Origin of the sequence: Streptomyces sp. TN58 (genome assembly GCF_001941845.1) — a bacterium.
Lineage (GTDB): Bacteria > Actinomycetota > Actinomycetes > Streptomycetales > Streptomycetaceae > Streptomyces.
The window spans coordinates 7,536,985-7,560,140 of the sequence record NZ_CP018870.1 but is presented as its reverse complement, the minus strand read 5'-3'; the positions used below and the strand labels follow the sequence as shown (position 1 = coordinate 7,560,140).

At 69.5% G+C, this 23,156-nt stretch carries 21 protein-coding genes and 9 pseudogenes; 11 read left to right on the top strand and 19 right to left on the bottom strand.

What is annotated here, in order from left to right; translation table 11 throughout:
• Window positions 1-165: 165 nt before the first annotated feature.
• Window positions 166-366: pseudogene (locus BSL84_RS37385) on the bottom strand (IS256 family transposase); the annotation flags it as partial.
• Window positions 367-506: 140 nt separating this feature from the next.
• On the opposite strand from BSL84_RS37385, the gene BSL84_RS34390 reads away from it, so the two are divergent.
• Window positions 507-737: a hypothetical protein gene (locus tag BSL84_RS34390; protein ID WP_079273053.1), complete on the top strand. Its 231-nt coding sequence runs from the start codon at window positions 507-509 to the stop codon at window positions 735-737.
• Between the two features lie 295 nt (window positions 738-1,032).
• On the opposite strand, the gene tpg is transcribed toward BSL84_RS34390, so the two are convergent.
• Together tpg and tap are read right to left on the bottom strand one after the other, a co-directional pair.
• Window positions 1,033-1,587 (bottom strand): telomere-protecting terminal protein Tpg, encoded by a 555-nt coding sequence (tpg, locus tag BSL84_RS34385; RefSeq protein ID WP_075969486.1) that lies wholly within the window; start codon window positions 1,585-1,587, stop codon window positions 1,033-1,035.
• Window positions 1,588-1,678: 91 nt separating this feature from the next.
• Window positions 1,679-3,749, bottom strand: a pseudogene (gene tap / locus BSL84_RS34380) (telomere-associated protein Tap).
• Window positions 3,750-3,992: 243 nt separating this feature from the next.
• Between tap and BSL84_RS34375 the strand changes: the two are divergent.
• Window positions 3,993-4,391, top strand: coding sequence for a hypothetical protein (locus BSL84_RS34375; RefSeq protein WP_075969487.1), 399 nt, complete (start codon window positions 3,993-3,995; stop codon window positions 4,389-4,391).
• Window positions 4,392-4,843: 452 nt separating this feature from the next.
• Here BSL84_RS34375 and BSL84_RS37380 read toward each other — a convergent pair whose 3' ends face one another.
• From BSL84_RS37380 to BSL84_RS34355, 4 genes and pseudogenes are all read right to left on the bottom strand, one after another.
• A complete protein-coding gene (locus BSL84_RS37380) occupies window positions 4,844-6,949 on the bottom strand; it encodes a S8 family serine peptidase (protein WP_234363379.1) in 2,106 nt (701 codons plus the stop codon).
• A gap of 418 nt (window positions 6,950-7,367) precedes the next feature.
• On the bottom strand, window positions 7,368-9,005 hold the full coding sequence (locus BSL84_RS34365) for a phospholipase A2 (protein ID WP_159393483.1): 1,638 nt from the start codon (window positions 9,003-9,005) through the stop codon (window positions 7,368-7,370).
• Between the two features lie 591 nt (window positions 9,006-9,596).
• Window positions 9,597-9,704, bottom strand: a pseudogene (locus tag BSL84_RS37375) (SMI1/KNR4 family protein); the annotation flags it as partial.
• 26 nt (window positions 9,705-9,730) lie between these two features.
• A complete protein-coding gene (locus BSL84_RS34355) occupies window positions 9,731-9,949 on the bottom strand; it encodes a hypothetical protein (RefSeq protein ID WP_159393484.1) in 219 nt (72 codons plus the stop codon).
• Window positions 9,950-10,119: 170 nt separating this feature from the next.
• Between BSL84_RS34355 and BSL84_RS34350 the strand changes: the two genes are divergently transcribed.
• On the top strand, window positions 10,120-10,413 hold the full coding sequence (locus tag BSL84_RS34350) for a hypothetical protein (protein ID WP_075969491.1): 294 nt from the start codon (window positions 10,120-10,122) through the stop codon (window positions 10,411-10,413).
• Window positions 10,414-10,427: 14 nt separating this feature from the next.
• On the opposite strand, the pseudogene BSL84_RS35125 reads toward BSL84_RS34350, so the two are convergent.
• The 5 genes and pseudogenes from BSL84_RS35125 to BSL84_RS37370 form a co-directional block, all read right to left on the bottom strand.
• A pseudogene (locus BSL84_RS35125) lies at window positions 10,428-10,625 on the bottom strand (IS5/IS1182 family transposase); the annotation flags it as partial.
• Window positions 10,606-10,884 (bottom strand): annotated as a pseudogene (locus tag BSL84_RS35120) (helix-turn-helix domain-containing protein); the annotation flags it as partial. The pseudogenes BSL84_RS35125 and BSL84_RS35120, both read right to left, overlap by 20 nt.
• Before the next feature lie 42 nt (window positions 10,885-10,926).
• Window positions 10,927-11,487, bottom strand: a complete 561-nt coding sequence (locus tag BSL84_RS34340; RefSeq protein ID WP_159393485.1) for a hypothetical protein — start codon at window positions 11,485-11,487, stop codon at window positions 10,927-10,929.
• A 416-nt stretch (window positions 11,488-11,903) separates the two neighbouring features.
• Window positions 11,904-12,107 (bottom strand): hypothetical protein, encoded by a 204-nt coding sequence (locus tag BSL84_RS34335; RefSeq protein WP_075969493.1) that lies wholly within the window; start codon window positions 12,105-12,107, stop codon window positions 11,904-11,906.
• 113 nt (window positions 12,108-12,220) lie between these two features.
• On the bottom strand, window positions 12,221-12,484 hold the full coding sequence (locus BSL84_RS37370; protein ID WP_045322884.1) for a hypothetical protein: 264 nt from the start codon (window positions 12,482-12,484) through the stop codon (window positions 12,221-12,223).
• Between the two features lie 86 nt (window positions 12,485-12,570).
• On the opposite strand from BSL84_RS37370, the gene BSL84_RS34325 reads away from it, so the two are divergent.
• A complete protein-coding gene (locus BSL84_RS34325; RefSeq protein ID WP_045322885.1) occupies window positions 12,571-12,831 on the top strand; it encodes a DUF7683 domain-containing protein in 261 nt (86 codons plus the stop codon).
• A gap of 100 nt (window positions 12,832-12,931) precedes the next feature.
• Here BSL84_RS34325 and BSL84_RS36745 read toward each other — a convergent pair.
• A pseudogene (locus tag BSL84_RS36745) lies at window positions 12,932-13,143 on the bottom strand (transposase); the annotation flags it as partial.
• 34 nt (window positions 13,144-13,177) lie between these two features.
• Between BSL84_RS36745 and BSL84_RS34315 the strand changes: the two are divergent.
• The 4 genes and pseudogenes from BSL84_RS34315 to BSL84_RS34300 form a co-directional block, all read left to right on the top strand.
• Window positions 13,178-13,387 (top strand): annotated as a pseudogene (locus tag BSL84_RS34315) (hypothetical protein); the annotation flags it as partial.
• Between the two features lie 287 nt (window positions 13,388-13,674).
• Window positions 13,675-14,928 (top strand): DUF2716 domain-containing protein, encoded by a 1,254-nt coding sequence (locus BSL84_RS34310; RefSeq protein WP_079273056.1) that lies wholly within the window; start codon window positions 13,675-13,677, stop codon window positions 14,926-14,928.
• Between the two features lie 411 nt (window positions 14,929-15,339).
• Window positions 15,340-17,103 (top strand): hypothetical protein, encoded by a 1,764-nt coding sequence (locus BSL84_RS34305; protein ID WP_079273057.1) that lies wholly within the window; start codon window positions 15,340-15,342, stop codon window positions 17,101-17,103.
• 498 nt (window positions 17,104-17,601) lie between these two features.
• On the top strand, window positions 17,602-17,889 hold the full coding sequence (locus tag BSL84_RS34300) for a hypothetical protein (protein WP_045322888.1): 288 nt from the start codon (window positions 17,602-17,604) through the stop codon (window positions 17,887-17,889).
• 257 nt (window positions 17,890-18,146) lie between these two features.
• Here BSL84_RS34300 and BSL84_RS34295 read toward each other — a convergent pair.
• From BSL84_RS34295 to BSL84_RS37365, 4 genes and pseudogenes are all read right to left on the bottom strand, one after another.
• A pseudogene (locus BSL84_RS34295) lies at window positions 18,147-18,641 on the bottom strand (HNH endonuclease family protein); the annotation flags it as partial.
• A 68-nt stretch (window positions 18,642-18,709) separates the two neighbouring features.
• Window positions 18,710-18,955 (bottom strand): hypothetical protein, encoded by a 246-nt coding sequence (locus BSL84_RS34290; protein WP_075969496.1) that lies wholly within the window; start codon window positions 18,953-18,955, stop codon window positions 18,710-18,712.
• Window positions 18,956-19,041: 86 nt separating this feature from the next.
• Window positions 19,042-19,368, bottom strand: coding sequence for a hypothetical protein (locus BSL84_RS34285; RefSeq protein WP_159393486.1), 327 nt, complete (start codon window positions 19,366-19,368; stop codon window positions 19,042-19,044).
• A gap of 50 nt (window positions 19,369-19,418) precedes the next feature.
• Window positions 19,419-20,005, bottom strand: a pseudogene (locus tag BSL84_RS37365) (transposase); the annotation flags it as partial.
• On the opposite strand from BSL84_RS37365, the gene BSL84_RS37880 reads away from it, so the two are divergent.
• The 3 genes from BSL84_RS37880 to BSL84_RS34265 all read left to right on the top strand — a co-directional run bounded on the left by BSL84_RS37880 (window position 20,000) and on the right by BSL84_RS34265 (window position 21,573).
• On the top strand, window positions 20,000-20,335 hold the full coding sequence (locus BSL84_RS37880; RefSeq protein WP_420718806.1) for a hypothetical protein: 336 nt from the start codon (window positions 20,000-20,002) through the stop codon (window positions 20,333-20,335). The pseudogene BSL84_RS37365 and the gene BSL84_RS37880 sit on opposite strands and share 6 nt — an antisense overlap.
• A gap of 61 nt (window positions 20,336-20,396) precedes the next feature.
• On the top strand, window positions 20,397-20,813 hold the full coding sequence (locus tag BSL84_RS34270; RefSeq protein ID WP_075969498.1) for a DUF4259 domain-containing protein: 417 nt from the start codon (window positions 20,397-20,399) through the stop codon (window positions 20,811-20,813).
• A gap of 220 nt (window positions 20,814-21,033) precedes the next feature.
• Complete coding sequence (locus BSL84_RS34265; RefSeq protein ID WP_075969499.1) at window positions 21,034-21,573, top strand: 2'-5' RNA ligase family protein; 540 nt, start codon at window positions 21,034-21,036, stop codon at window positions 21,571-21,573.
• Here BSL84_RS34265 and BSL84_RS34260 read toward each other — a convergent pair.
• Both BSL84_RS34260 and BSL84_RS34255 read right to left on the bottom strand, forming a co-directional pair.
• Window positions 21,488-22,384: a sacsin N-terminal ATP-binding-like domain-containing protein gene (locus BSL84_RS34260; protein WP_075969500.1), complete on the bottom strand. Its 897-nt coding sequence runs from the start codon at window positions 22,382-22,384 to the stop codon at window positions 21,488-21,490. The genes BSL84_RS34265 and BSL84_RS34260 overlap by 86 nt on opposite strands.
• A 244-nt stretch (window positions 22,385-22,628) precedes the next feature.
• Window positions 22,629-23,042 carry a contact-dependent growth inhibition system immunity protein gene (locus tag BSL84_RS34255; RefSeq protein WP_075969501.1) on the bottom strand — a complete coding sequence of 138 codons (414 nt, stop codon included), beginning with the start codon at window positions 23,040-23,042 and terminating at the stop codon, window positions 22,629-22,631.
• Window positions 23,043-23,156: the final 114 nt, after the last annotated feature.

Genomic DNA, 23,156 nt, shown 5'->3' with positions numbered 1-23,156 from the left:
GACACGGACAGGGGTCTGACACGGACAGGGGTCTGACACGGGCGCCTGCTCGGCTCAACAGGCCTTCTTGCCATGCCTTTCCGTCACCACCGGAAGTGAGACAGAGCCACGAAAGCGGTGTTCACCACTCGGTTGGCGTAGAGGTTTCTCGTTGGTCTGGTTGGCTCACACTCGTTCGGCGGAGAGGCGGCCGTCGAAGGCGATGTCGAACGCGTTCATCGCCTCTTTCCAGCGGCTGGTCCACCGCTTGCGGCTCTTCCCGGTGGGGTCGAGGGCGAGGGTGGTGAGGTAGAGCTGCTTGAGGGCGGCGGTCTCGTTCGGGAAGTGCCCGCAGGCGTTGACCGAGCGCCGGTAGCGCGCGTTGACCCGCCCGCGCGTTTCGCGCGGACCGCTGGGCGGCGAAGAAGGCCGCCGCGCAGGCAGCGCTCGCCGTCGCCGCGTGGGACTACCCGCTGCTGGATGAGCACGACTTCCTCAAGACAGTCCACGGACTGGTCCACACGGCCGTGGCGGCCGGCGGGAAGCGCCTCAGCGTCCACCTCGCCGACCAGGACGACAAGATTCTCGTCATGGCTCTCAACCACCAGACCCGTGAGCAGGACGCGGCGGGAGCCGTGCCGGCGGGGGTGGCGGTGCTGCGCACCGTGGACGCGTGCGGCGCCCATACCGACCACGACGGCCACGCCTGGTGGGCGCTCCTCGACGCCCGACCCGCTCCGAAGAAGCGCCTGGCATAGCCAGGGAAGCTGAGTTCACCCTCGGCCGTGAATGCGGTCGTTGGGCCGGGGCCGGGTGGATGCTGTCGACCGGGGCGGTGACCAGCTATGTGTGACAGCGGCCGGGTTCCTGCCCGCGGTCGACAGCGCCACGGGGGCCGGGAGCGGCCCGTCCGAGAGCAACTCCCCGCAGCACCATTGCACCCTTTTCCCGAGGCAGGCCCGGTGTTGACGTGCGGACATGGGTGTGAGCCGCACCCGGACAGGTGCTCATGGTCCGGGTGCGGTTCTACCGGGGCGGGCCTGGTGGCGGGTGTCAGAAGGAGACGTCGAAGTAGTCGATGTCGGTGAACTCGACTCGGAGTTCGTCTGCTCGGGTGCCGCCGTCCTTGAAGTAGATCTCCTGCAAGCCCTCGGCGACGATCCCGCGCAGATCACGGTCGTCGGCGCCTCGGGCGCGGGCGTCGAACAGGCGCTGGGCGTAGGCGGGCGGGAGGTGGACGGTGAGGCGGCGTACGCGGCCGTCGTCGGTGGTGCCGACGGGGGCGGTGTAGCCGAAGCGGGCGCGGGTCTCGACGGTGATGCCGGTGCTGGTGGCGGCTTCCTTGCGGCGGCGGCCGCGTACGACGGGCTGCCAGCGGGCGCGTACGGCCGCCTCGATGCGGGTGGCGACAGGCTGGGGCGGGGTCTTGCGGTCGCCCTTGCGGTAGCGCTCGACGGACCGCTGGCTGACGCCGAGTTCGGCTGCGACCGCGCGGGTGGTCTTAAGCTGCTTGAGCAGGAAGTTGATCTGGCCCTTCAGGGTCTTGGGTGGGTCCTTGGTGAAAGCCTCCTGGTCGGCGCGGAGGATGGCGTCCTCGATCTCTCCCACAGCGGTTCAGCGCTCCTGACAGGTGTCCGAGTCGTACACGGTGAGCGGTCTGTCAGCCGTGGCCTCCGGTCGCGGAGGCCACGGCTCGATGCTATTCGCCGTCGTCGAGGACAGCGTCGCCGCCCTTGATGTGGCGGGCGGGGTTCAGACCCTTCTCCATCAGGTCCACCGCCCACGCCAACTGCTGCACGCCCTCCAGCTTGGCGAGGCCGGGGGTGGGGCCGAGGCGGAAGCCGCCCATCAGCGGCTTGCCCGACGCCGCGTACGGCAGGAAGTCCAGCGGCGAGGCGCCCGGGGACGGGTAGACGACGCAGTCGGAGAGCACGGCGAGGGGGTACAGGCCGGTCAGCTTCACCATGTTGGCGAGCTTGCGGTGCATGTTGACCCGCGCCTTCGAGATCACGGCCGCGCGGATGTCGGGGCGCCAGGTCGGGCGCTGCATGGCGGGCCAGGGGTCGCCGTCGCGGTAGGTGCGGCCCTGGGGCCGTTCGCGGAGCTTGCCGATACCGCCCTTGACCGTCGCCTTGATCGCCGCGAGGACGGCGGCCATCGCGGGGTCGGCCTGCTTGTGGTGCTCCATCGCCGCCAGGAACTCGGCCTCGGTGAGGTCCGGTGACGCCGAGGTCGGCCAGGGTGTCGACGTACGCGGTCTTGAGCCGGTCGTGCCACGGGTCGAGGTAGGCGCCGGTCTCCCGGCGCAGGTAGGCCTCGATCGGGTGGACCTCGTGCCCGAGTTCCTCGGCGTAGGCCAGGGTGTGGGTCTGGTACCAGGCCGGGCCCGTCGGCCGGGTGCCGTCCGGGGTGAACGGCGACGGCAGACGCGGATCGAGATCGATGTGGGAGAGGTCGGCCAGTCAGGAGCCGGGGATCTTCTTGTTGAACACCGGCCGGTGGAAGTGGTCCGGCGCCGACAGGCCCACCGTCAGTCGCGCCGCGGCCGCGAGGAACGCCGTGTTCAGGTCCAGGCCCACCGCGTACGGCAGCAGGCACTCCTCGTCCGAGAGGAGGCCGGGGTCGCGGACCCACTGGTACGCCTCCTCGTTCAGGAAGCCGCCCGTCCAGCCGGAGTTCACCACGACGGGGTGTTCGGCGATCGCCTCCGGCGGCGCCGGGTCCATCGGCTCCGATCCGAGGCTGCCCGGGTTGTGGCCCGACACCCAGGTGCCGTTCTCCTGCACGGCCCGGGTGGGCGGGCGCAGCGCGGTCATCAGCTCCAGCCCGGACACGGCGGTGGAGCCGCGGGGGGTGATGACCCGCTGCGCGTACGCGCCGAGGACGCGGGCAATGTCAGCCGGAGCCATGTCGGCGACACCCGGCCAGGAGCGGGTGTCGAGGGCATCCCAGGACAGGACCGCGAGCTGCACGCACTGCCGCGCGCTCCCCTGGGCCTTGCGGTAGATCCGCGGCCACGGGCCGAAACCGCGCTGCGTGAGCTGCCACTTCGCCCTGGCGATCTGCTTCACCACCGGGTGGTCCTCCGCCAAGCGCAGCGAGCGCCGCTCCTCCCGCCCCTCCAGCCGCTCGGGAAGGCCTAGCTTCACGGCAGCGGAGGCGGTGAGCACGATCAGGGGGTCGGAGTCCTTGCCGCTGCGGTTCAGCCGCGCGGCGCCCAGACCGGACTCCTTCAGCGTCCACTCCACCAGCTCGACCACCGTGGTGGCCGGGCAGTCCACCACGATGCCGTTCACGGCGTACGCGTTGCCGTCGCCGTCGAGGACGGCGAGCGGACCGTGGGCAAAGCGGGGATCGGCCGGGTTGGTGGCGGGCTTGGCAGCCTCCTTCGCGGCCGGGCGCCGTGACGAAGCCGCCGGACGGATCGGGACCTCGGCAACGGCCGGGCTGACGGGCTCCGCTGACGGAGCGGCCGGAGCGGGCGTGCCGGAGAGCGCGGCGGGCACGGGCGTGTTCGGGCGGGTGGGCTGCTGGGCGGCCCAGCCATCCAGCAGCCGCTGATACGCCTGACGGCGCGGCGGGCGCGGCTCGGAACGGCCCGCTTCCCAGTTCTTCACCGACTGTGTCGTGGTCTGCAGGACCTGGGCGAGACGCGCCTGGGTGACACCGGCCGCCTCGCGCAGCCGGGCCCGCTCGGCCGGCTGCGGCATCTCGGGCTCACCGGTCAGCAGGGCATCCACGGCCGCGAACAGCTCATCCTCGGTTGGCATAGGCCAACCCTAGCGTGTCTTAACCTCAGATTCCGGCACTTCTTAACCTTGGATTTAACCTCGCGGGACTTCGGGACGCGAGAGCGGGTGCGGTGATGCGTGTCAGCCAGGCTGTCGTGTGCCACCGATCCTTGACCGATTGCCACTGAAGTTGGACCACTGCACCGTTCGTGCCATCGAACCTTGACCGCCCAGGTCCGAGCCTCACGAGGCGGTGTCAGTCCCCTGTTGGATGATCCGGCCATGCTGATAGCGACCAACGAACTCGGCCACGTGGTGAAGCGCGCCACCAAGCCCGCCATCGGAGCGATGCTGGCCAACCTGCGGCGGGGCAACGCCCACCTGATCGTGGAGCGGGTGGACGAGGAACTGCCCGGCAGCTGGTACATCCAGGTCCTGCTGCGTGAGAACAACGCCTACCAGCTCGAATACCGGGACGGCGGGGCCGAGCAGCACTTCCAGACCATGACCGTTTCCCAGGAGAAGGTCCTCGTGGCAGTGTTCGGCTGTGCAGCCGCGAAGCCGAACTGGCAGGACGGCTTCATGTGGAACAACATCGGCGAGCAGTTCAGCTCCAGCCCCCGGGCGGCACCCGAGCCTGCTGACGGTGCGAAGCAGTCGGCGGCCCCGGGAACAGTCTGACCAGGGCGGTCAAGGTTCGATGATCGCGCCGTCGCGGACAGACTGCGGCCACGTCCCACGCGGCAGTATCACCGTCCAGGCGACGGTGTCCGGGCAATGGGTCGGTCGGCCTGACCCAGTTGCGGGCGGGCGACGACCGCGTGTCGGGCACCGTGCTGCCCCGTGACTCCTCACCGACCGCGTACGCGTCCGGCACCGGGGCGTCGTCCTGGATCTGGATGGCGGCAGCGAACCGTGGCGGGCAGCCGTCCCTTCGTGAGGGATGGCGAGTCGTCGGACACCGCTCATCGCCGGACATCACATGGGTGGCTGTCTTCGACAGCTGGCGGCGCGTGGGCCACCACCGGGTGGCGGCGGCCCACGCCGACATGCATTCTGTCCGCGCTCCCGGCCGGAAGCGTGGGTGGCTCTCCTGGCCGCCTGGGAACGTCGTGCAGCCGCGAGGGGCCGGGTCAGCTGATGGACTTGATGGCGCCCCAGCCGCCGCTGCCGACCTGGATGCTCGGGCCGTCGACCGGGCCGTGGATGGAGGTGTCGCCCTTGTAGAACTTCAGGGTGCCGTCGGCGGCGGTGGCCCACATGTCGGCGATGCCGTCTCGATTGGCGTCGGCGGCGCCGGCGATCAGCGGCCGGAAAGCGTTGGTGTACCCGCGGCCGTACTCCGTGCGGTCGCTGAATGTCTTTCCGTCGGGCTGGCCGAGGTAGTGGTAGAGGATGCCGTCCCGGGTGTCGCGGGCGAGCAGGTCGACGCGGCCGTCGTGGTCGGCGTCACCAGGGGCGGTGAGGTCCATGACGTCCCACCCGGACGTGCCGATGATGACGGGGGCGGCGACGGACGGCGCGGGCCCCGCAGCACCTGCGTAGAGGTACAGCTTGTTGGAGTGCTGAACGAGGAGGTCGGGGTGGCCGTCCTTCGTGACATCGCCGGCGCCGACGACCTGGGCGGTGGTGGGAAGCCCGCTACCGATCTTGATATGCGCGCCGAGCGTACCGTCGCCCCGGTTGGGGTAGACCCGCAGTTCCCCGCCGACGCGGGCGACGATGTCCTCCTTGGCGTCGCCGGTCCAGTCGCCACGGTGCGTCACGGAAGATCCCGACCAGCCGCCGGTGCCAATAATGCTGTGCGCACCGAGGGCGCCGGTACCCGTGCCGGGGTAGAGGCGCAGCTTGCCGGTGTCGTCGATCGCGACGAGGTCGGGCTTCTTGTCGCCGGTCATGTCGCCGGGAGCGGCGGGCGTCACGCTCTGGCCGAGCTGGATTCGCGGAGTGGTGGCGCCTTCGTAGGCGATGGCCTTGCCGTCGTTCTTGAGGATCGTTTCGAGTTGGTCGATGCTCTTCGCGGGGTAGGTCTGCTTCAGCACTGCGAGGGCCCCGGCGACGTGGGGGGCGGCCATGGAGGTGCCGTTTCTCGAACCGTAGCCGCCGCCGGGAAGCGAGGAGATGATGCTCGTGCCGGGGGCGAGGAGGTCCAGCAGCGGTCCGCGGTTGGAGAAAGCGGAGAGTTGATCGTCGTCGGTGGTCGAGCCGACCGTGATCGCGGAGGGAACGCAGCCGGGAGCGTTGACGGCAGCGGTGTGACCGCTGTTGCCGGCGGCCACGACCGTGGCAACGCCAGCGGCACGCAGGGTGTCCACGACGACCGTACGCAAGTCCTGGCCGCAGGGGGTTGTGTAGTGCCCGCCGCCCAGGCTCAGGTTGGCCGCGACGACGTTGGTCCCTGCCTTCTTCAGCGCGAGGACCTTCTCCAGACCTTTGATCTGGGAGCTGGTGTAGCTGAGCACGCAGGGGCTCATCCCCGCTCCGCAGAAGTCGTCGGAGTCGAACTTGGAGAACACCTGGACGGCGATGATGTCCGCACCGGGCGCGACACCGTGCCGCGGTGCCCCGCCAATGCCGGCTCCGTTGCCGGCGGCGATCCCGGCGACGTGGGTTCCGTGAGAGCAGTCGATGCCCGTGGTGACGCACGGGCCGCTGTCGGCGTCGGCGCTGCCGGCGCCGTCCTGCTGGTCGGAACCGTTGGGGCACAGACTCGAGACGCCCGACTCCGCGTCATTGACGGAGAAGCACGCTTCGGTCCTCACGCGGCCCGAGAGGAACGGGTGGTTGACGGCCACGCCGGTGTCGAGGATCGCGACGGCGGTGCCGGCGCCAGTCTTGCCTGCGGCGACGGCCTGGTCGGCGCCGATCTTGAGGGTGGATTCGTTCAGTGTGGGCGGGACCGGGACGTCCTCGGTGACGCTGATGACGCCCGGCCTGGTGTTCAGCTCCTGGAGGCCCGCCCTGTCCACGCGGAGGGTGACCATCGGCAGGGTGTCGTACGAGACGAGGGTCTCGCCCGCACCGGCAGCGGAAGCCAGGTCGGCCCGCTGGCCGGTGACGACGTTGACCCGGACGGTCCCGCCGTCCTGGGTGTCGTCGAACAGCGGAGGGTCGACCGGTCCGCCGCCCTCGGCGGAGGCGGTGGCGGTTCCGGACAGGGGGTTGATGCCCACCGGTATCGCGGTGATCACCATGGCCGCTGCTGCGGCGGCGACCAATCCGCCCATGCGAATTTTCACTTGCTGCTCCATGAACATAGGGCGGGTGCGAGCTCGCACCAGGAAGGAAGAATGTGGCCGGCGGCATCGGGTCATGGCCGCCGAGGGTGGCTCCGCAGCTGCCGCGGGAGTGAGCGGCGCGGCTGCACGGACCGATCCGAAGCGCCGAGGGACCTCGTCGTCATCACGGCTGTGCCAGTTCAGTCGGCCGTCGTTTGCAAGGGAAATGCCGCGGCGGCCGGGGCGCGTCCTGACTCGTCTCGTGGGACCCGACTCGGATCGCAGCGATGCCGAGGTGGCGAAGCGAGGCAGCCGAGATGGTGCACGGGCTGGTCGGAGGGGTGGGGCCGGGGCGGAGAGGTTCCGCCCCGGCCCCGTCATGCCCGGCCGCACCCGGTCCGGCTGATGTATGGCACGTTGTGGGAAAGAGTCGGCGCCCTTACGTGGCGTCAGCGCCGTTCTTCGGGTTGCCGCCCCACCTCTGGTTGCTCACGGCCTTGTAGTAGGCATACGCCCAGTTGTTGCAGCCCGGCCGCCTCAGGATGAAGTACGCCTTGCAGCTGTAGGTCTTCATCGTGGTGTGGAAAGCGTTCTCGACGTTCGACTTCTTGCTCCGGTCGAGGTAGTACGAGTAGCCCTTGTACGTGTTGCCGATGAGCCCGTAGCCGTAGTCGTGCATGTCGCACGCGGTGCGGAAGTTGAAGCCGCCCGGCCTGCTGACGTTGGGGCCGGGGGTGCTGCAACCGTCGTAGTTGATGCCCACGACCCGGTGGTTGGTCGGCGTGGTTTTGAACGTCGGCTTGTGCCAGCCGTAGTGCGCAGCCCACGCTGCACAGTTCCTCTTGAGGTACCACAGCCAGTCCGTCGCGGCTGAGCAGTGGCGCGGGTAGGCCTGCGGGTCGGTGATCTCTCCGTTGATGAAGTCCGTCGGCAGCGGGCCGGCGGCGGGGTCGGTGATCCCACCCGCTCCTTCGAGCGGTGCGTCCGCAGCCGGTCGCGCGGGACCGACGGGCTCGACGTTCGGCGAGGCCGAGCCGGCCGGGAACGTCAGCTCCCAGTTGCCGTTGGCCGGCGAAGCCACGGCGGAGACCCGCCCGGTGGTGTCATAGGAATACGAGGAAGCCGCGTCGATTCCCTCGGCCGGGTTGGCCACCGAACGGAGTCGACCGGTGGCGTCGTAGGAGTACCGAGCGAGGGTCTGCACCGTGGCGCCGTCGGTGAGGGTGATCTCCCTGGCTCGGCCCGTGAACTCCCCGGGGGTCGTGCCGGTGGCCGTGGTGGCGGTCGAGTACTTGACCGTCAGGAGCCGGGAGGTGGTTTCCCCGATCTCGGCGTCCTTGACGGTGGCGACCCGACCCGCGGTGTCGTACGTGACCGTGGACAGGGCGCTGTTGGCGGCAGTACCAACCCCGGTGACGCGCCAGCTGTTGGCTCCAGTCCCCACCTGCTTCCAGGTGTAGGTCGGTGCCAGCTGAGCGAAATTGCTGGGCGCGGTCGCATCGGCGTCAGCGGACAGGTCCTCGTCCGGTAGCGAGGTGGCCGCGTTGGCGCTCTCGACGGCGGTGGACACCATCGTGCCCGTCGCCTCGTTGAACCGGGTGGTCTCGGTGAGGGTGTCCCCCTCGGGGGTCGCGTACTTCCTGACGCCGCCCCCATCCGGGAAGTCGAGGCTGCTCTTCAGAGCGTAGGTGGCCGCGGCGTTCATGGTGAGGTCGGTGACGACGGCCGTATTGCCGCTCTGCTCCAGCTTGCGGTTGAGCTGGCCACCCACGAACTCAGCTTCCCAGCCCGGGCCGAAGATCCCCATGTCCGCACGGGCCACCGGTGCGGACTCTGGCCTGGACACGCCGTCCGGCTGAACGGTGACGGTGTGACTGCGGCTCATCAGGCCCACTGCCACATCGGTTTCGTAGATCTCGAACGACTTGTCCGCCGTCGAGTACACACCGGGACCGACCTGCTGGACTTGGCCGTCGGCCAGCGGTGGATCGACGACTGCGGACCCCGCCGCGGGTGATGCTGCCGCAGGTGTCGCCCCGGCCATCTGCTGCGGGAGCAGCAGAGACAAAGACACCATGGCAAACACTGGAAGCGCACTTCTTCTGCGCACGAGTCCCCCCTCGTGAGAAAAGTGTGAATGATCCGAACGGATCGGTGCGGACAGAACTGCGAATGGACTGTCCATCTAACGGGCCGGCCGACGGCCCGAATTGCCCCTCCTGCGGAGGGGACGCCTGGAATCTATCCGCGGGCAGCAGCGGGAGGTAGCGCCGTCGTGCACAGCGTGGGGCGGCCTGAGGTTTCACACGGCACAGTGATCGTCTCGGTGCATCGCCGCGTCTTGCCGGGCCTGGCTGTCGGCCGGGGGGTGCAGGCACCGCACCTATCGCTGTCTTCCCGCCTGGGAAGAAGGCGTTCCGCTATGCACGAGATCTTTCCTGATCAGCAGCTCCGCCGAGGCGGGCTGGTGGTTTGCCTGACCACCCGCCGCCGCCATGCGCGGCCGCGCCCCGGCCCCAGGTCAAGTCCCGACGAGGGGCCGCTGCACGTGCAGGTGGTCAGGATGCGCACCCGCCCTGGTGAGACCCGTGGGGGAACGGATGGATTCCCAGGGGCGGTGTGCGTCCCACCCTCACAACGACTGCGCATCTCGCCGGTTGCGCCGATTCGGACCGAGGCGAAACTCGTGTTTCTCTTCCCCGAAGGAGTGACTGCGCAGGGGTTGGAAAGGGATCGCGGCCAGCTTGCGACGCAGGCGGGGTATGCGGGGATCCATCGTGCTCTTCTCTCGTCCCTGTCACCCTACGGGACCACGAAACCCGCGCCGGCCAGCGCCTCCTCATCCCCCATGACCGCGGCGACCTTGACCTCGCCCGTGACGTAGCCGGACTGGTCGACACGGACAACCGCCTCTTTCGCCTTCGACCGGCCAAGGAGAGCAGCCGGATCCCAGCCAGCAACAGCGGCCATGGCGACGACGGCGGCCGAGACGGCCACCACACGAACACGACGAATAGGCACGCCCCCCACCTTGGCAGCCGCCACCCGAAGGGCCGCTCAACGCCGCCCGGCCCGGCACAGAGGTTGACAACCACGGGGGGTGTGCCGCGCGAACGGGCCGGCCACCTTGAGAAGTGCACGACGAGCGGCTAGGGGGTGTCCGGCGGATCATAAGGCCGTAGGGTCTGACCGTGATTAACCTCCATGTCCGAGGCGAGAGCGGCACGATCGAGGCCCGCGCGAAGCACGGTGTGCTCTGGGGTCCTGAGCTGGCTGGTCTTGATCAGGCCGTGTTCCCGATGCTGGGACACCTGCTGCCGTATGGGGACACCGTTTTCAACCACCGGCAGGTGTCGACCCTGTTGGAGGAGGTACCGCGGCTGCCTGCAGGCGTGCTGACTGATGAGTTCGCGCGCGAGCTGATCGAGCTGGGTCAGGTGGTTCTCGCCGGACAGGGCCTGTACCTGTGGTTCCTCGGGGACTGAGGCTGCAGGCCGGCTCAGCCTCGGAGCCATAACCGGACAGCCGCGGTGGTGACGGTGCTGTGGAAGACGTAGGCCCTCTTGTCATAGCGGGTGGCGACAGCCCGGGAGTTCTTGAGCCGGTTGATCGTCCGCTCGACTTCGTTGCGGCGCTTGTAGATCTCGCTGTCGAAGCCGGTGGGCCGGCCGCCCTCACTGCCGCGGCGTTTGCGGTTGACGGTGGCTGATGATGCGGTTGGCCGCGGACTTCGAGACGCCGAACAGTGGTGCGAGCGCCGTAACGTCAAGTTGGTGCGCCAGTACGCCGTGGCTAACAGCACCCGGTCCTCCGGCGGCATGCCCCACGGCCGGCCTGCGGACCGCGTCAGCTCCTTCACGCCGCAGCTGTGTCACCAACGTGCTGAAACAGCGAGGGCTCAGCCCGGTGAACGGGGCTATCCAGGACGGCTCCGACGCCGTGATCACACCAGACACCGCAGGGTCTTTTCACGGGCCGCGGTGCCGGTCAGCGGGCAGTCAGGAAGGACGTCGCTGCGGTTCCACAGCCCTGAGCAGGCACTCGCGGTCATCCGCGCTGATCAGTCCGTCCGGAAGGGTTCCGTCCTCCAGCAACGCGCGCAGGGCGGACGCGTGTGCGGCGAAGGCGGCCCTGCACCACTCGCGTTCCGGGTGATCGGAGTCCTTGCCGAACAGCAGCACCTGGCGTTCATCGTCGGCGTCGACGGACGAAGACAGTTCCGCGGCGACGACCAGGAAGTCGACCAATCCGGACCGCACCGCGATGTCAGGGACGGCTGCCAGGCGGATCAGGAAGGGCAGGACGGCCGGCATCACGGCGCTCACGTGGAAAACACTGTTCATCAGGACGTTCTCCAGCACGGTCAGAGCCGCAGGGCCGGCCACCTCATCCAAGAGACCGCGGAGCAGGACCGGGACCCCGGCAGGGCACCCGGGAATCTGCGACCAGTCGACGTCGGCGCAGCCCAGCAGCGCGGGGTGGTCGCATGCAGCTTGCTCCATCAGCGGATATTCGCGGAGGAACCGAGCAACGGCAGCCTCTCTGACCGCCGCGTCCATCTCACACATCTCTCTGCCCCTGCTCCCACGCCCCGCCCCGAACGACGTCCGCAGGACGGAACTCTTCCCGGGGCGGGCGTCGAACGCAAGCGTCAGGTCAGTAGCCGCCACCTCCCGCTCTGGGGTAGCGGCGCTCCAGCCCGGCACTGGATTCCGGGACAGCCCTTAGTCGAGCGACGTGTCCTGAGCTTGCCGTTTAACCTGTGGTCCGTGGGGCTTGCTCTCTGGCAGGGATGAAGATCGCTACGTAGTTACGTCGCTTGTGAACCAGGACGTCGTCGGGGAGCACTCGCAGGGCGTCGTGCGGGGCGACCTGTCAGGTGTCGCGGTCCCCACCCTGGTCGGGATCGGCACACTCGAAGTCGCCGACTTCCAGGACATCGGCCGCCGCTACGCCTCCGAGATCCCCGGCGCCGTCATGATCGAGTTCCCACCGCCGCCCGCCTCATCGCGATGGACGCGTAGAGGTACAGCTTGTTGGAGTGCTGGACGAGGAGGTCGGGGTGGCCGTCCTTCGTGACATCGCCGGCGCCGACGACCCGGTAGACCCGCAGTTCCCCGCCGACGCGGGGGACAATGTCCTTCTTAGCGTCGCCGGTCCGGTCGCTGCGGTGCGCCACGGAAGATACCGACCGGCCGCCGTTGCCCATGCTGTGCGTACCGAGGGCGCCGGTACCCGTGGCGTGTAGAGGCGCAGCTTGCCGGTGGCGTCGATCGCGACGAGGTCGTGATTCTAGTCGCCGGTCATGTCGCCCGGAGCGGCGGGCGTCACGCTCTGGCCGAGCTGGATCCACGGAGCGGTGGCACCTTCGTAGGCGATGACCTTGCCGCCCTGGCCGTTCCCCCTATGTGCGGTGGCAGGAGACCGGCGGGCGCGTAGCGCGCGGCGTTGCTGCTCCTCGCGGGCAATCTCCCGGGCGAGGATGTCGCGGTCGATGTACGGGTCTACGGCGGCGAGGACCAGGCGCTGGAGTTCGTCCGGCTCCAGCGCCTCCACCTCCCACTGGACCGGCCGCTCGATGTCGAAGCCGTAGCGGCGGGCGAAGGTCGGCCACCTCGGGGCGATGTCGGTACGATCCGTGGATGTCTTCGGAAGATCTTGGGGCCGTGTGGGTCCTTCAGGGGTTCAGTAAGGTCGACGATTTCCTGCGCACCGAGTTTCCCATCGGCCGCGAACAGATCATGCAACTCCGTGAGGTGATCACTCCCGACGCGGACGACCCTTGGATGTTCGATGGGTACGACGTGCCCATCGAGCTGTGGCCGGCCGTGGACGCGATCCTGCAGTGTGGGCCACCCGATCCCGGGCTCGACTACCAGACAGGGTGCTACGCGGCAGACTAGGCCCGCCGGCCGACGCCGTCCTGGCGGCAACGTCGGTGCACGTTGCCCGTCACCGGCGCCGCTCTCAGCCCTGAGCAACGCTGTGTTTCTAGCTCGTGTCCTATGCGGTGAGGCGGAGGAATTGCTTGTAGCAGCAGATGGCTGCGGCGAGGCCGAGAAAGGCGAGGTAGTTGCGGGGGTGGCGTTCGTAGCGGTGGTTGAGTCTGCGGTAGCCGGTGAGCCAGACATGGCCCGCTCGATCACCCTCCGGCGGCGGCCGAGTCGTTCTGATGACTCGATGCCCTTGCGGGCGATGCGGACGCCGATGCATTTCCAGCCGCTGTGAGGACTCGACCCCTTTGCGGGCATCGACCGGGGAGACGACTATTTAGTGCACTGGGGCCTGACCCACTTCCTCCTCGACGGCCACCACAAACTGGAAGCCGCGGCAACCGCCGGCCGGCCGGTGCGGCTCCTCTCGCTGCTGACCGTGGGCGAGAGTCTGGCCGGAGCCGAAGACACCGCCCGGCTGCCTGCCTTGCGCGCGCAACCCCGCTCGGCCCGAGCGACCAAATAGGAGGCCCGAAGCTCCTGCCTGTGCCAAGCCGGGACCCTCCCCTCCCACGCTCGCGCAGACGGCACGATCGACTCGAGATCGGCCGGTAGACGCCGTTGCGCGGCTCCGGCCAGCTACAACGCTCAGTGGTCAACTACAGCTGGCCAATATGAGTGTTCCAGAGGGCCCCTGCCGCCCTCGGGACACCCGTGACCTGCACGTACGGATGGTCGGAAAACTGCCCCGAAGCGTGTACCCCCAAGGTCCTCACGCCGAGGCGCCTCCGAGCCGCGTCTAGGCTCCCGCGCATGGACATGGGCGAGCGGTGGGCGGAATACGACGGGCTGCGGGGACGGGTCCCCTCGTGGCATCCGGTCGGGGTGGTGGTCCGGGCCGATGGGCCGGTCGTACGCCGGCACTACGGGACGCACGGCACGGTCGAGCACGCCCCCCTCAAGCCCGGGACTGACATCGCCGGGCTGGTGCGCCACCAGCAGGAAGGTTTCGCAGAGCGTGGCGAGCCCGTGGAGTGGAAGGTGTACGGGCACGATGCGCCGGACCTGAGCCGAGCGCTGACCGCGGCTGGGTTCACCCCGGGCTGGGAGCGTTCCGTGCTGATTGCCGAGGAGCTGCCGGGCGAGCCCGATGTCTTGGTGGAGCCCCGGAACGACATCCGCAGCCTGTACGCGGTACGGGAGCAAGCCGAACGCGCCTGGGGGATCGCCGTCGGTTCCCCCGGCCCGCACGCGGTGCCCTACGCGGAGATGATCGCCGACGGCGCCTCGGAGGACGGCGACGTCTACATCGACGTCCTGTTGCAGCACCGCGAGGTCACCGCCGTGGGCTGGGTCTACGCCGACCTGACCCGTCCCTTCAAAGTCGTCGGTGGGCTGAGCAGCGACGACGCAGAATTCGTCCAAGGCTGCACCGCCCACTGGCGCACGCAGAGCTCGCGTCCCCTCCTCGCCGAGGCCGGAGGCCTCCTGCGCGAGCGGCTTCTGAAGGCCGGCTTCATGGAGGCGGCCACCGTCCGCTCCTACCACTGGCGCCCGACCGGCACCCCCGAGATCACCCGACCCGCGCAGTTCCTCGACTGGCTCCACGACGACGGTCCACTGAGGGACCGCTTCCAAACTGAATTCGACTTCAAGCCGAGCACCACGTCCCTGCCCGCGATCAGCGCTCCCGTTCCCTCCGCCGTCTGGCATCTGCACGCCCACCACCGGCCCGTCCCTGACCTCCCCGAACAGATCGACGCGATCGTCCAGCGCGGACTACTCACAGCCACCAAGCCCGGCGAGTTCGTCTACTGGCTCGACTGGCAGCACGACGGCTATCGCTACGACCCCCGCCGCACCGACCTCCCCGGACGGCCGCCCCGACCCGGCAAAGGCACCTACCCCAATGGCGACTACTACCTCCACCTCACCGACGACCTCCGCCTGGGCACCTTCGGCCACCCCTGGGAACAGACACTGACCGTCTGGGGGCCCCCGCTGCTCGCCGCCGTCGAGGCAGAACTGACCGAGCTGCTCGGAGAGCCGGTCAGACGCCGCGGCTGACGGGTGGCCGGGTCCCCGTCCTCGTCTTCAGGTCGGGACCCGAACGCCACACAGGTCGGCGCGGTTCCGCAGCCCGCCGAGCCGCACAACGGGCGTGAAAGCTGAGTGGTGTAGTTGGCGGGAGGGGCCAACTAAGGCCGGCAGTCACAGGTGCGTCGTGACGGAGCACTGCACCTGTCCGATGAACACTGGACTTGTCGGGCTGTGATTCCTGGGCTGTGGCGCACAGCACTCCCGACCTGCTCACGTTTGCGCTGTGCGCCCGCGCGTGGCGTTGATCAACACGCAGCCTCTGCGCGGCTGGAGCGCGAGCATCGGCCCGAGACGGTCGATCTTTTTTCGCTGGACGCCGGGTGATCACTGCGGCATGCTGCGGGACATGATCTACGGAATCGAGTCGCGCCCCGTCCGGTGAGCGCCCGCGAAGAGCGCCCGGCGCTCCGCTCCCAGACGACCTCCCTCCACGACTACGCCCTGTTCCGCCGCGGCATCGAGCCGGACGGACGGGCTCCCGCCTACGGCTACCCGGTGCCCGGTGACCGGCTGCGCTCCGCGCTGCGCTTCAGGGAAGCCACCCGGCTCCTGGCCCAGTTGCTCGGTCCCGCTGTGGACGACCCCGATCCGGTCGGGGCAGCGGCAACGCTGGACCGGCGGTTGCCCCAGCTGGGTGTGCGCCCGGACCTCGTGCACCATCCCCTCGCGCGGCTGCCCCTGACGAACGAGTCCGCAGCCCTCGCACTGGGCCGTCAGCTGGTCCGTACGGCATCCGATCCGACGGCGCTGGGGGCGGGAATCCACCTGGTCGGCCGCCTCGGCGGGTCGGAGGACGTGCCCCAGCTCACGACACTGGCCCTGCTGCAGGGCTTCCTCCGGCCCGTCGTCACGGCCCTCTCGGCACTACGGTGCGACACCGAGGTGCTGATCCGGCTCATGGACCTGCTGGATCCGCAGGATCACGGCGTGGTGATCGACGCGCTCGCCTCACGTGAGGACCCGGCAGCCCGTCGGTGGCTGCTGAACCTGCCCGTGGGGCCCGGCACGACCAGCTCCCGGGCCCACCACATCGCCCTCGCGGTCCGCCTCGCCGACCTGCTGCAGGACGAGTCCGTCGATGCGTCCGTCCTGGCGCAGGGCGGCCGGCTGCTGACCCGGATGGCGCTGGCGACCGGCTCCCCCGCCGAGGTCCTCGGCTACGGGCCGGCCATCGCCGTTTACGAGGCGCTGGTGCGACGGGCCGACCGGCTCCCGCCCACCCTCGACCACCACGCGATCCTGCTCTCGCTCGCCCTGGACCTGTCCAGCGGTGCGTCCGTACTCCTGGACTGGCCTCCGGGGCTGCGAGAGGAACTGCTGGAGCGGCTGGAGCGCCTGCTGGGCACCCCGGCCTGGGCGGCGGTGCCGGACGGCGGCCATCGACACCGCGACCGGTACCGGGCCGACTGGATCCGGCGCATGCGACGGGAGCCCCTCGACCGCACCACGCCGAACGGCCTGCGGATCCACGTGGTCGAACACGATCCGGAGATCGGTGGCCACGTGGAGGCCCGGATCCTGCTGGACGGCCGCCCGCTGGTGCCCCGTCTGTTCCCCGCGGGCCACAGCCCGTCGCCGGAGCACGTCCTCGGCCAGGACCTGCTGCGGGCGACGCCCGAGGAACGCACCGTCACGCTGTCGACGGCGGAGTGCGATGAAGGGTGCTGCGGAACGCTGTCCGTAACCGTGCGGCGGGACGGGGCCCACGTCGTGTGGCACGGGCCCCGTCAGAACGGCATCGGACCACAGCTGCCCGAGCACCGGTTCGACGCCGCGGCCTACCACGCCGAGGTCGACCGTGCCCGGGCGGACGACACCTGGTGCCGGCCCGCGCGCAGCACCGCCCGCCTCATCCAGGCCGGGCTCGGGGAGCGGCCCGGCCTGCTGGCCCGCTGGGGCATCCTGCAGAGTTGGTGCCGCCCGGCCGGCCCGTACGAGGACACCGTCGAAGTGGACTTCTGGTACGGGCCCGGCGCCGGCCGCGACCCGGTCGGCGACGAAGCCGGCCAGTGGGTCCGCCTCACCTGGCGCCTGCCCGACGACGGGCGCCGGCCGGGCGTGCGGGCCGCTGCCGCGCTTGAACGCATCGCCGCCACCGACCCGAAGACGTACTCCCGGGTCACCGGCGGGAATGCGGAGTAGCCCGAGCCGTCGAATACGCCACCAGGCCGACGGGTGAGGGGGCCGGGCCGGCTGCGGCCCGGGCTCCCCGGGGCGTGTCCGGGCACCCGCTGCGGATGCGGGCCGTGCGGGGTCTCGCGGCTGGGACCCGAGCACGGCGGCGCGCCGGCTCCCCGCCCACTCCGGAAAGAAGGGGTTCCGTCTTCCGTGCGGTCGACGGCATGATCGGGCCTCGTCGGCGGCCGCGAGGCAGGCCGGGGAGCGGCGCCGGCCCGTTCCTGACCCCGCCTGCCCCGGTTCCCACGGGCCCGCAGGACCACGGCGGGCCCGTGGGAACCCCATCCGGGCACCAGCCGTGGCAGGATGGCCTTATGTTGATCCGAAAGGGCGATGCCGCGTAGGCGTCCCAAGGCCGTCCGTGCAGAGCGGTTTCGGCCACGATGGCAGTACCCGGTCCTGCAAGTCCGCGGTGTCAGTGCGCGGACTCGTGCAGCGATCCGCCGGGTCGAAGACCAAGATATGTGGCCCAACGCGGTCGCGGATGCGCTCTCACGCTTCGAGTGGGCCTTCAAGCAACCTGGCCGCTACCTGAACGCCTCCGAGGCATGCTCGCCTGGGATAGAGGTGGAAGACGCCCGTGACGATCTGGAGCGGGCGATGCTGCACCTTCCTCCCGGAGCCCAACGGGACTTGGGTCGACTGATCACGCGCATCGATGAGGAATTCGAGCGCCGCACCTTGCCGGAGCCCAACTACACCGAGTGGGCAATGCACGGCTGGTGGTGGACCAGGATGCGTGAACGCTGACAGACCCGGCCTCGCGCTCCTTCCATCGCATTCGAACACCCCCGTTACCCTCCGGAGGCCGAGCCGGGCTGATCCCAGTCTGCCCACGGCGCCCGCGACGTGCCGCTCACAGTGCTGGCCACCGCGCTGGGTACGAGCGAGGCCGCGGCCCGCACCTACCTCAACGACTACCTCCACCCCTGACCGCAGGCGCCACAGACAAAGGGGCCGCCCCCCTCGTCGGCGGTGGCGGCCCCGTCAAACCGTCCGCGTTGGCGCTACGGGGCGGGGGTGAACTCCACGTCCGTGCCGCTACAGCCGGCAGCGATGTCCAGCAGCCGCTCCCGCTCCGCCTCGTCGGCCGCGAGACCCCAGCGGAGCTTGGTCGCGGTCCATTCGGCGCCGTACCGGCACAGCGCGTCCGGCGCCGGCGGGAGCCACTGCGCCGGGTCCTGGTCGGCCTTGCTCCGGTTCGAGCGGGCCGTCACCGCCACCAGCGAGGCCAGCTGACCTTGATCGTTCGCGTATGCCTCCCGCCGCGCCGCCGTCCACGCCGCCGCCCCAGAGTCCCAGGCCTCGACGAGCGGCACCATGTGGTCGATGTCCAGCGCACCGGCCGGCGTGACCTCCCGCTCGTCGTAGTACAACCACCACACCCCGCCGGTCAGGGTGCAGCCCGGCCCGATCTCCGGATACACGACCGCCTCGGCCAGCAGTACCTCGGCGCGGGTGTTGCAGCCGTCGGCCGGGACGTCGCCGGCGTTCCAGTGCCGGAGTCGGCCGAGGCCCGGTCCTTCCTAAACGGGCATGACCCCGAGGTGGCCAGCCAGCGGAGGTCGTCTCACTCTGGCGCCGGGGCGGGGTCGCGCCGCCGAAGGTCTTGCACCGCCAAGGCCACGCCTCGGCCATCGGCAAGCATCGCCCAGAGCCCCATCGGGACAACAAGCCACCGCCAGTCACTGTGAAAGTGCGTGATCACGGCGACTACGAATACCAGCTGGGCCGCACCGAGCAGGAGGTTGCCCAGCAGGCGCAGCATCGGGTGCGGTCTCCTGCGGAACACCTCTTCGAACCAGGTCTTCTCCACGTTCCCACCCCTCATTCAGACCGGGGCCCCCGGACGTCGACGGGGGAACTGTAGCGGCGTACTCGAACAGGCACTGAGCTTGCGATTTAACCTTCGGAGTCTGGCGGGGAAGGTTCGGTTCCGGCGGGGAGGGTGACCTGAGCGGTCCATGACCAGGGCTCCCGAGGGGGATCCCAGCTCACCTCGACGTCGGTGTCGTGGAAGTCTCGCGCGAGTTCCGTCACCATCCGGGCCGCCGCGGCTCGCGCGTCTTGTGGATCGGTGTTGATTGGCACGTCCAGACGCCCGCAGAGCATGCCGCCTTCCATGGTGAGGACGCTGTGGCGCCAGCCCTCTGGCGTCGCCAACAGCACGATCCCCTTCGGGATGCCCCAGTCGGGCCGCTTCTTCTTCTCCTTCTTCCGTCTCACCATGCGGCTATCCAACATCGTCGGTGTCGTGGCGATGAGGCTGGGGTGGCAGCTCAGCTTGCCGGTTGCCCAGTTCTTCGGGGTTTGGTGCCGACCTTGTGGTGGGCCGGTCGGGTGTAGGACTCGCCGGTGGCGAGGACGCGTCCGACGTCGTAGCGGGTGGCGGGCCGCTTGTTCTTCGAGCCGGGCGGGCGGCCGGGGCGGGGTCGGCTGGGTTTCGGTGCACGGGCTGGCGTGCCGGTCTGCGCGTGCAGGTTCCTGAACCCGCGGCGTACTCGGGCGGGGGTGAGTCTGTACGGTTCCGCTGGTCGCTCCCACGGCCGGGGAGGTCGCGCGCGAGCGGGCGGGCAAGACGAAGTTGGGCGTGTGCCGCGAGGACGATCCAGGTCCAGCGGTCGGCCGCGGCGGAGTCCCGGAGCTTGGGACGGGTCCAGCCGAGCGTCTGCTTGAGCAGGCGGAACGTGTGCTCCACGTCGAACCTTCGCAGGAACGCCCGCCAGCACCGATCCACGTCCTCGGGGCCCGCACCGGTGCCCGACCACCAGAGCCAGGCGGGCTTGTTCACCCCGCCGCTTGGCAGCTTCGCGACCGTCAACCGAATCCCGGTGCCCTCGGTGATCGGCAAGGGGCCCTCATGGTCAATTTCGGCCAGCTGCGCGCCGGGCGCGGGGTACTGCGTGATGGGGCGTGGTCGGGCTGCGCGCTCATCGGCGGGTGCTCACCGAGCGGCAGGGGGGAACGACTCCCGCAGTGGCTCGAAGCCGGTCCGCCGGGACGTTCTTCCCAGTCCCCCCACACTCTCGCGGCCGGCATCGACCGAGACCGCGACGCCGTCATCGCCGGCCTGACCCTGCCCTGGAGCTCCGGCGTTGTCGAAGGGCACGTCAACAGGATCAAGATGCTCAAGCGCCAGATGTTCGGACGCGCCGGCTTCACACTGCTCCGCAAGCGGGTCCTCCTCGCCCCGTGACCGACGTCAGTGGCTCCTGGAACCATGCCTTCGTCCGAGACAGCCGTATCAGGAGCCATGCATGGGAACGTGGGGAACCGGCCCGTTCGACAGCGACCTCGCCGCAGACTTCGTCGATCAACTTGAGGGGCTCGCCCACCAGCAGGTCATCGCCCTGCTGGAGAGGGCATTCCAGCGAGTCACCGACTCAGAGGAACGCGTCGACGGCGGAGACGGGGCCGAAGCCGTCGCCGCCGGCGCCCTCGTCGCCAGCACCCTCCCAGACAGCCCCATCGTGATCGACCCCGATGACGGCCCCAGGGAACCGCTGCCCAAACTGCCAGCCTCCCTTCGCGCGTCGGCGAAACTGGCACTGGACCGGGTTCTCCAGGACGGATCAGAACTGACAACCGGCTGGGTGGACAGCGCTGACGCCAACCAGTGGCGCCAGGAAGTGCGACAGATCCTCCAAGCACTCGAAACACCCACTGATCACTAATCGCGACCGCTTCACGAAAGTCGTGCCAGAACCCGTCAACCGACAGCGTTGTTCGTGGGTTCCGGCGGCGGTCAGTGATCACCGGCACTCTGGATGTTCACGGCACATAACGGCAGCACCTTGGTCGTCCCGCCCGTCGACCGGCTTCGGAGACCCGTCGTGATCGTTCGGCGGAAAAGGAGCCGTGCTGTCTGCGACAGAGGTGACACCATGCGGTGTCATGGCAGATGACAGCACCAGTACGTTTCAGGCGGGCCAGACGGGCCTCATCGTCCGGATCCCGGAGGCGGAGCCGTCCGTCCGCGGGTGGCGTGAACAGCTCGACCCCTCAGCCCAGGCCGGGGTTCCAGCCCACGTCACCGTGCTCTTCCCGTTCCTCGATGAGAGCCGAATAGATGCGCTCGTCTACTCCGCTCTCGCGGACGTGCTGGCCAGCCACCCGGCCTTTGATCTGCGGTTCGAGAGGTGTGGGCGTCTCCCGGAAGTGCTGTATCTCGTCCCCGAGCCTGATACGCAGTTGCGGCAGCTCACGGAGGCGATCGCTGATCGTTGGCCTGAGGCTCCGCCGTATGGCGGCCGGTTTGCCGAGATCGTGCCGCACCTGACCATCGCTCAAGGTCAGGAAGACGCCGTTCTGGAGGAGATCGAGGCCGACCTCGCCGACAAGCTCCCGTTCACGTCTCATGTCGCGTCGGTTGAACTGATGGTGCACGACGGTGTGAAATGGCAGGAACGGGCGTCGTTCGCACTCGGAGAATGAAGCAGGTCGTGGCGACGCGTGCCGTGCTGACCGTGAGCCGGTCGAGGACGGCGTCCACCCGCTCGGTCCGGACCAGGGTGCGCCGAGCGACCTCCCCGTCCTGCCTCTCCTCGATGGTGAGTGACCCGATGCGGCGCAGGAAGAGCAGCACCGGCGGGTCGGCGGACAGCGCGGTCAACTGCTCGGCCGCCTCGGCCCGGGCCTCCTCGCTCTTGAGCGGCAGGCGCAGCACGGTCACGTATCCGTCGGCCGCGAAGCCGTTCACGGCGTCGGGGACGCCGTCGAGGGGGACAGGCAGACAGAGGTGGAAGACGTCGGCGGCCACCTCCGCTGCGAGGGTCACGTCGCCGCCCAGGAGATCCTTGAGCGAGGTCTCGTCGGCGAAGGTGAAGCGATAGCCGTCGAAGACCCGGCTTCCCGCCCCGGCGACCGAGTAGACCTGGGGTGCTCCGGTCAGCTGGAGAACGCTCTTGAAGCCGATCCCCTTGTTGCCGATGCCTTCCTCCGGTCGCTTGTCCGACTGTGCGATGTAGGTCATCGCGTCGAAGTTGCTGCCGCTGACGGGCCGTCCGGTGTTCGCCACGTACACCGCACCGTGCGGGCCCTCGTCGTGGTCGAGCCTGATCAGGACCCTGCCGCCGGGGTCATCGGCGTCATGCGCGTCGTGGGCGTTCTGAAGGAGCTCCACCAAGGCGCGATGCTCGTAGTCTCGGACGGCTTGTTCGATGAGGTTCTTGAGGCTCCGGAACAGGTTCCAGCGGTCCTTGGACTCCTGATACGAAGCAATGCGGTCGAGCGTCTTCGCACGCATTTCGGCACTGCGGTCCGGCAAGGGTGTGTCCCCCTTCAGACGCATTCGAGCGCACTGAACAGTACGGCGGTAGCGACGGCGGGGGCCACATGATGCCGGGTGTGAAGCCAGGGCGGCGCCTGCAAGATGTCCTCGGTGCGGGCTGCAGCGCGCCCCGCGGGAAGCGTCTGGTCACTGCTTGATCGTCGACACGGCTGGCTCCACACCAAGCACGGCCGACGTTGACGGCCCCCGCGCGGTGGGATCAGCCCCGCGCGATGAACCGGGCTAGGTCCGTGTCACTCCCCCGCGGCAACTCCTTCACCGCCGCCCCGGGCAGCCCCGCGACGATGGTGCGCAGCCGCGCTTCGAGCTCCGGGAGCGCCGCCCAGGCCCCTTCGGGGGCCGTGACGGTTGCGAGCAGCAGGTCTCCCTCGTAGAAGTAGGCGTCCAGCAGCGGTTCCTCGGCCAGCAGGCGCACCGCGAGGGGAAGGACGAACGGGAGCGCCACCTGCTGCGCGAGGAGGGTGCGCAGGTCGGCGGGTCGCAGTTCGCCGAGCGGGACCCGGCGCAGACCGTGCACCGTGCGGACCAGCCGTGTCGCGTTGGCGGGCACGGCCTCCCAGCGCGGCGGGTCGAGGTCGTCGAGCGTACGGTCGAGGTGCAACAGAGGGTCCATGGGTGCCATTCTCGGCCCGGTTTAAGTGGAGGTGACGTGCGGCGTCCGCCCGAACACCGGCCCCCCGTGGAGTTCGGGCATGGCCCTGCGACATGATGATCATGTCAGCGCACT

What these genes read in the sequence shown, in the direction of transcription:
- BSL84_RS34375 (WP_075969487.1), top strand. Translation starts at nt 3,993, where the DNA reads ATGCTGATAGCGACCAACGAACTCGGCCACGTGGTGAAGCGCGCCACC.
- BSL84_RS34365 (WP_159393483.1), bottom strand. Translation starts at nt 9,005, where the DNA reads ATGGTGTCTTTGTCTCTGCTGCTCCCGCAGCAGATGGCCGGGGCGACA.
- BSL84_RS34340 (WP_159393485.1), bottom strand. Translation starts at nt 11,487, where the DNA reads ATGGACGCGGCGGTCAGAGAGGCTGCCGTTGCTCGGTTCCTCCGCGAA.
- BSL84_RS34325 (WP_045322885.1), top strand. Translation starts at nt 12,571, where the DNA reads ATGTCTTCGGAAGATCTTGGGGCCGTGTGGGTCCTTCAGGGGTTCAGT.
- BSL84_RS34310 (WP_079273056.1), top strand. Translation starts at nt 13,675, where the DNA reads ATGGACATGGGCGAGCGGTGGGCGGAATACGACGGGCTGCGGGGACGG.
- BSL84_RS34300 (WP_045322888.1), top strand. Translation starts at nt 17,602, where the DNA reads ATGTGGCCCAACGCGGTCGCGGATGCGCTCTCACGCTTCGAGTGGGCC.
- BSL84_RS34285 (WP_159393486.1), bottom strand. Translation starts at nt 19,368, where the DNA reads ATGGTGAGACGGAAGAAGGAGAAGAAGAAGCGGCCCGACTGGGGCATC.
- BSL84_RS37880 (WP_420718806.1), top strand. Translation starts at nt 20,000, where the DNA reads ATGGTCAATTTCGGCCAGCTGCGCGCCGGGCGCGGGGTACTGCGTGAT.
- BSL84_RS34270 (WP_075969498.1), top strand. Translation starts at nt 20,397, where the DNA reads ATGGGAACGTGGGGAACCGGCCCGTTCGACAGCGACCTCGCCGCAGAC.
- BSL84_RS34265 (WP_075969499.1), top strand. Translation starts at nt 21,034, where the DNA reads ATGGCAGATGACAGCACCAGTACGTTTCAGGCGGGCCAGACGGGCCTC.
- BSL84_RS34260 (WP_075969500.1), bottom strand. Translation starts at nt 22,384, where the DNA reads ATGCGTGCGAAGACGCTCGACCGCATTGCTTCGTATCAGGAGTCCAAG.
- BSL84_RS34255 (WP_075969501.1), bottom strand. Translation starts at nt 23,042, where the DNA reads ATGGACCCTCTGTTGCACCTCGACCGTACGCTCGACGACCTCGACCCG.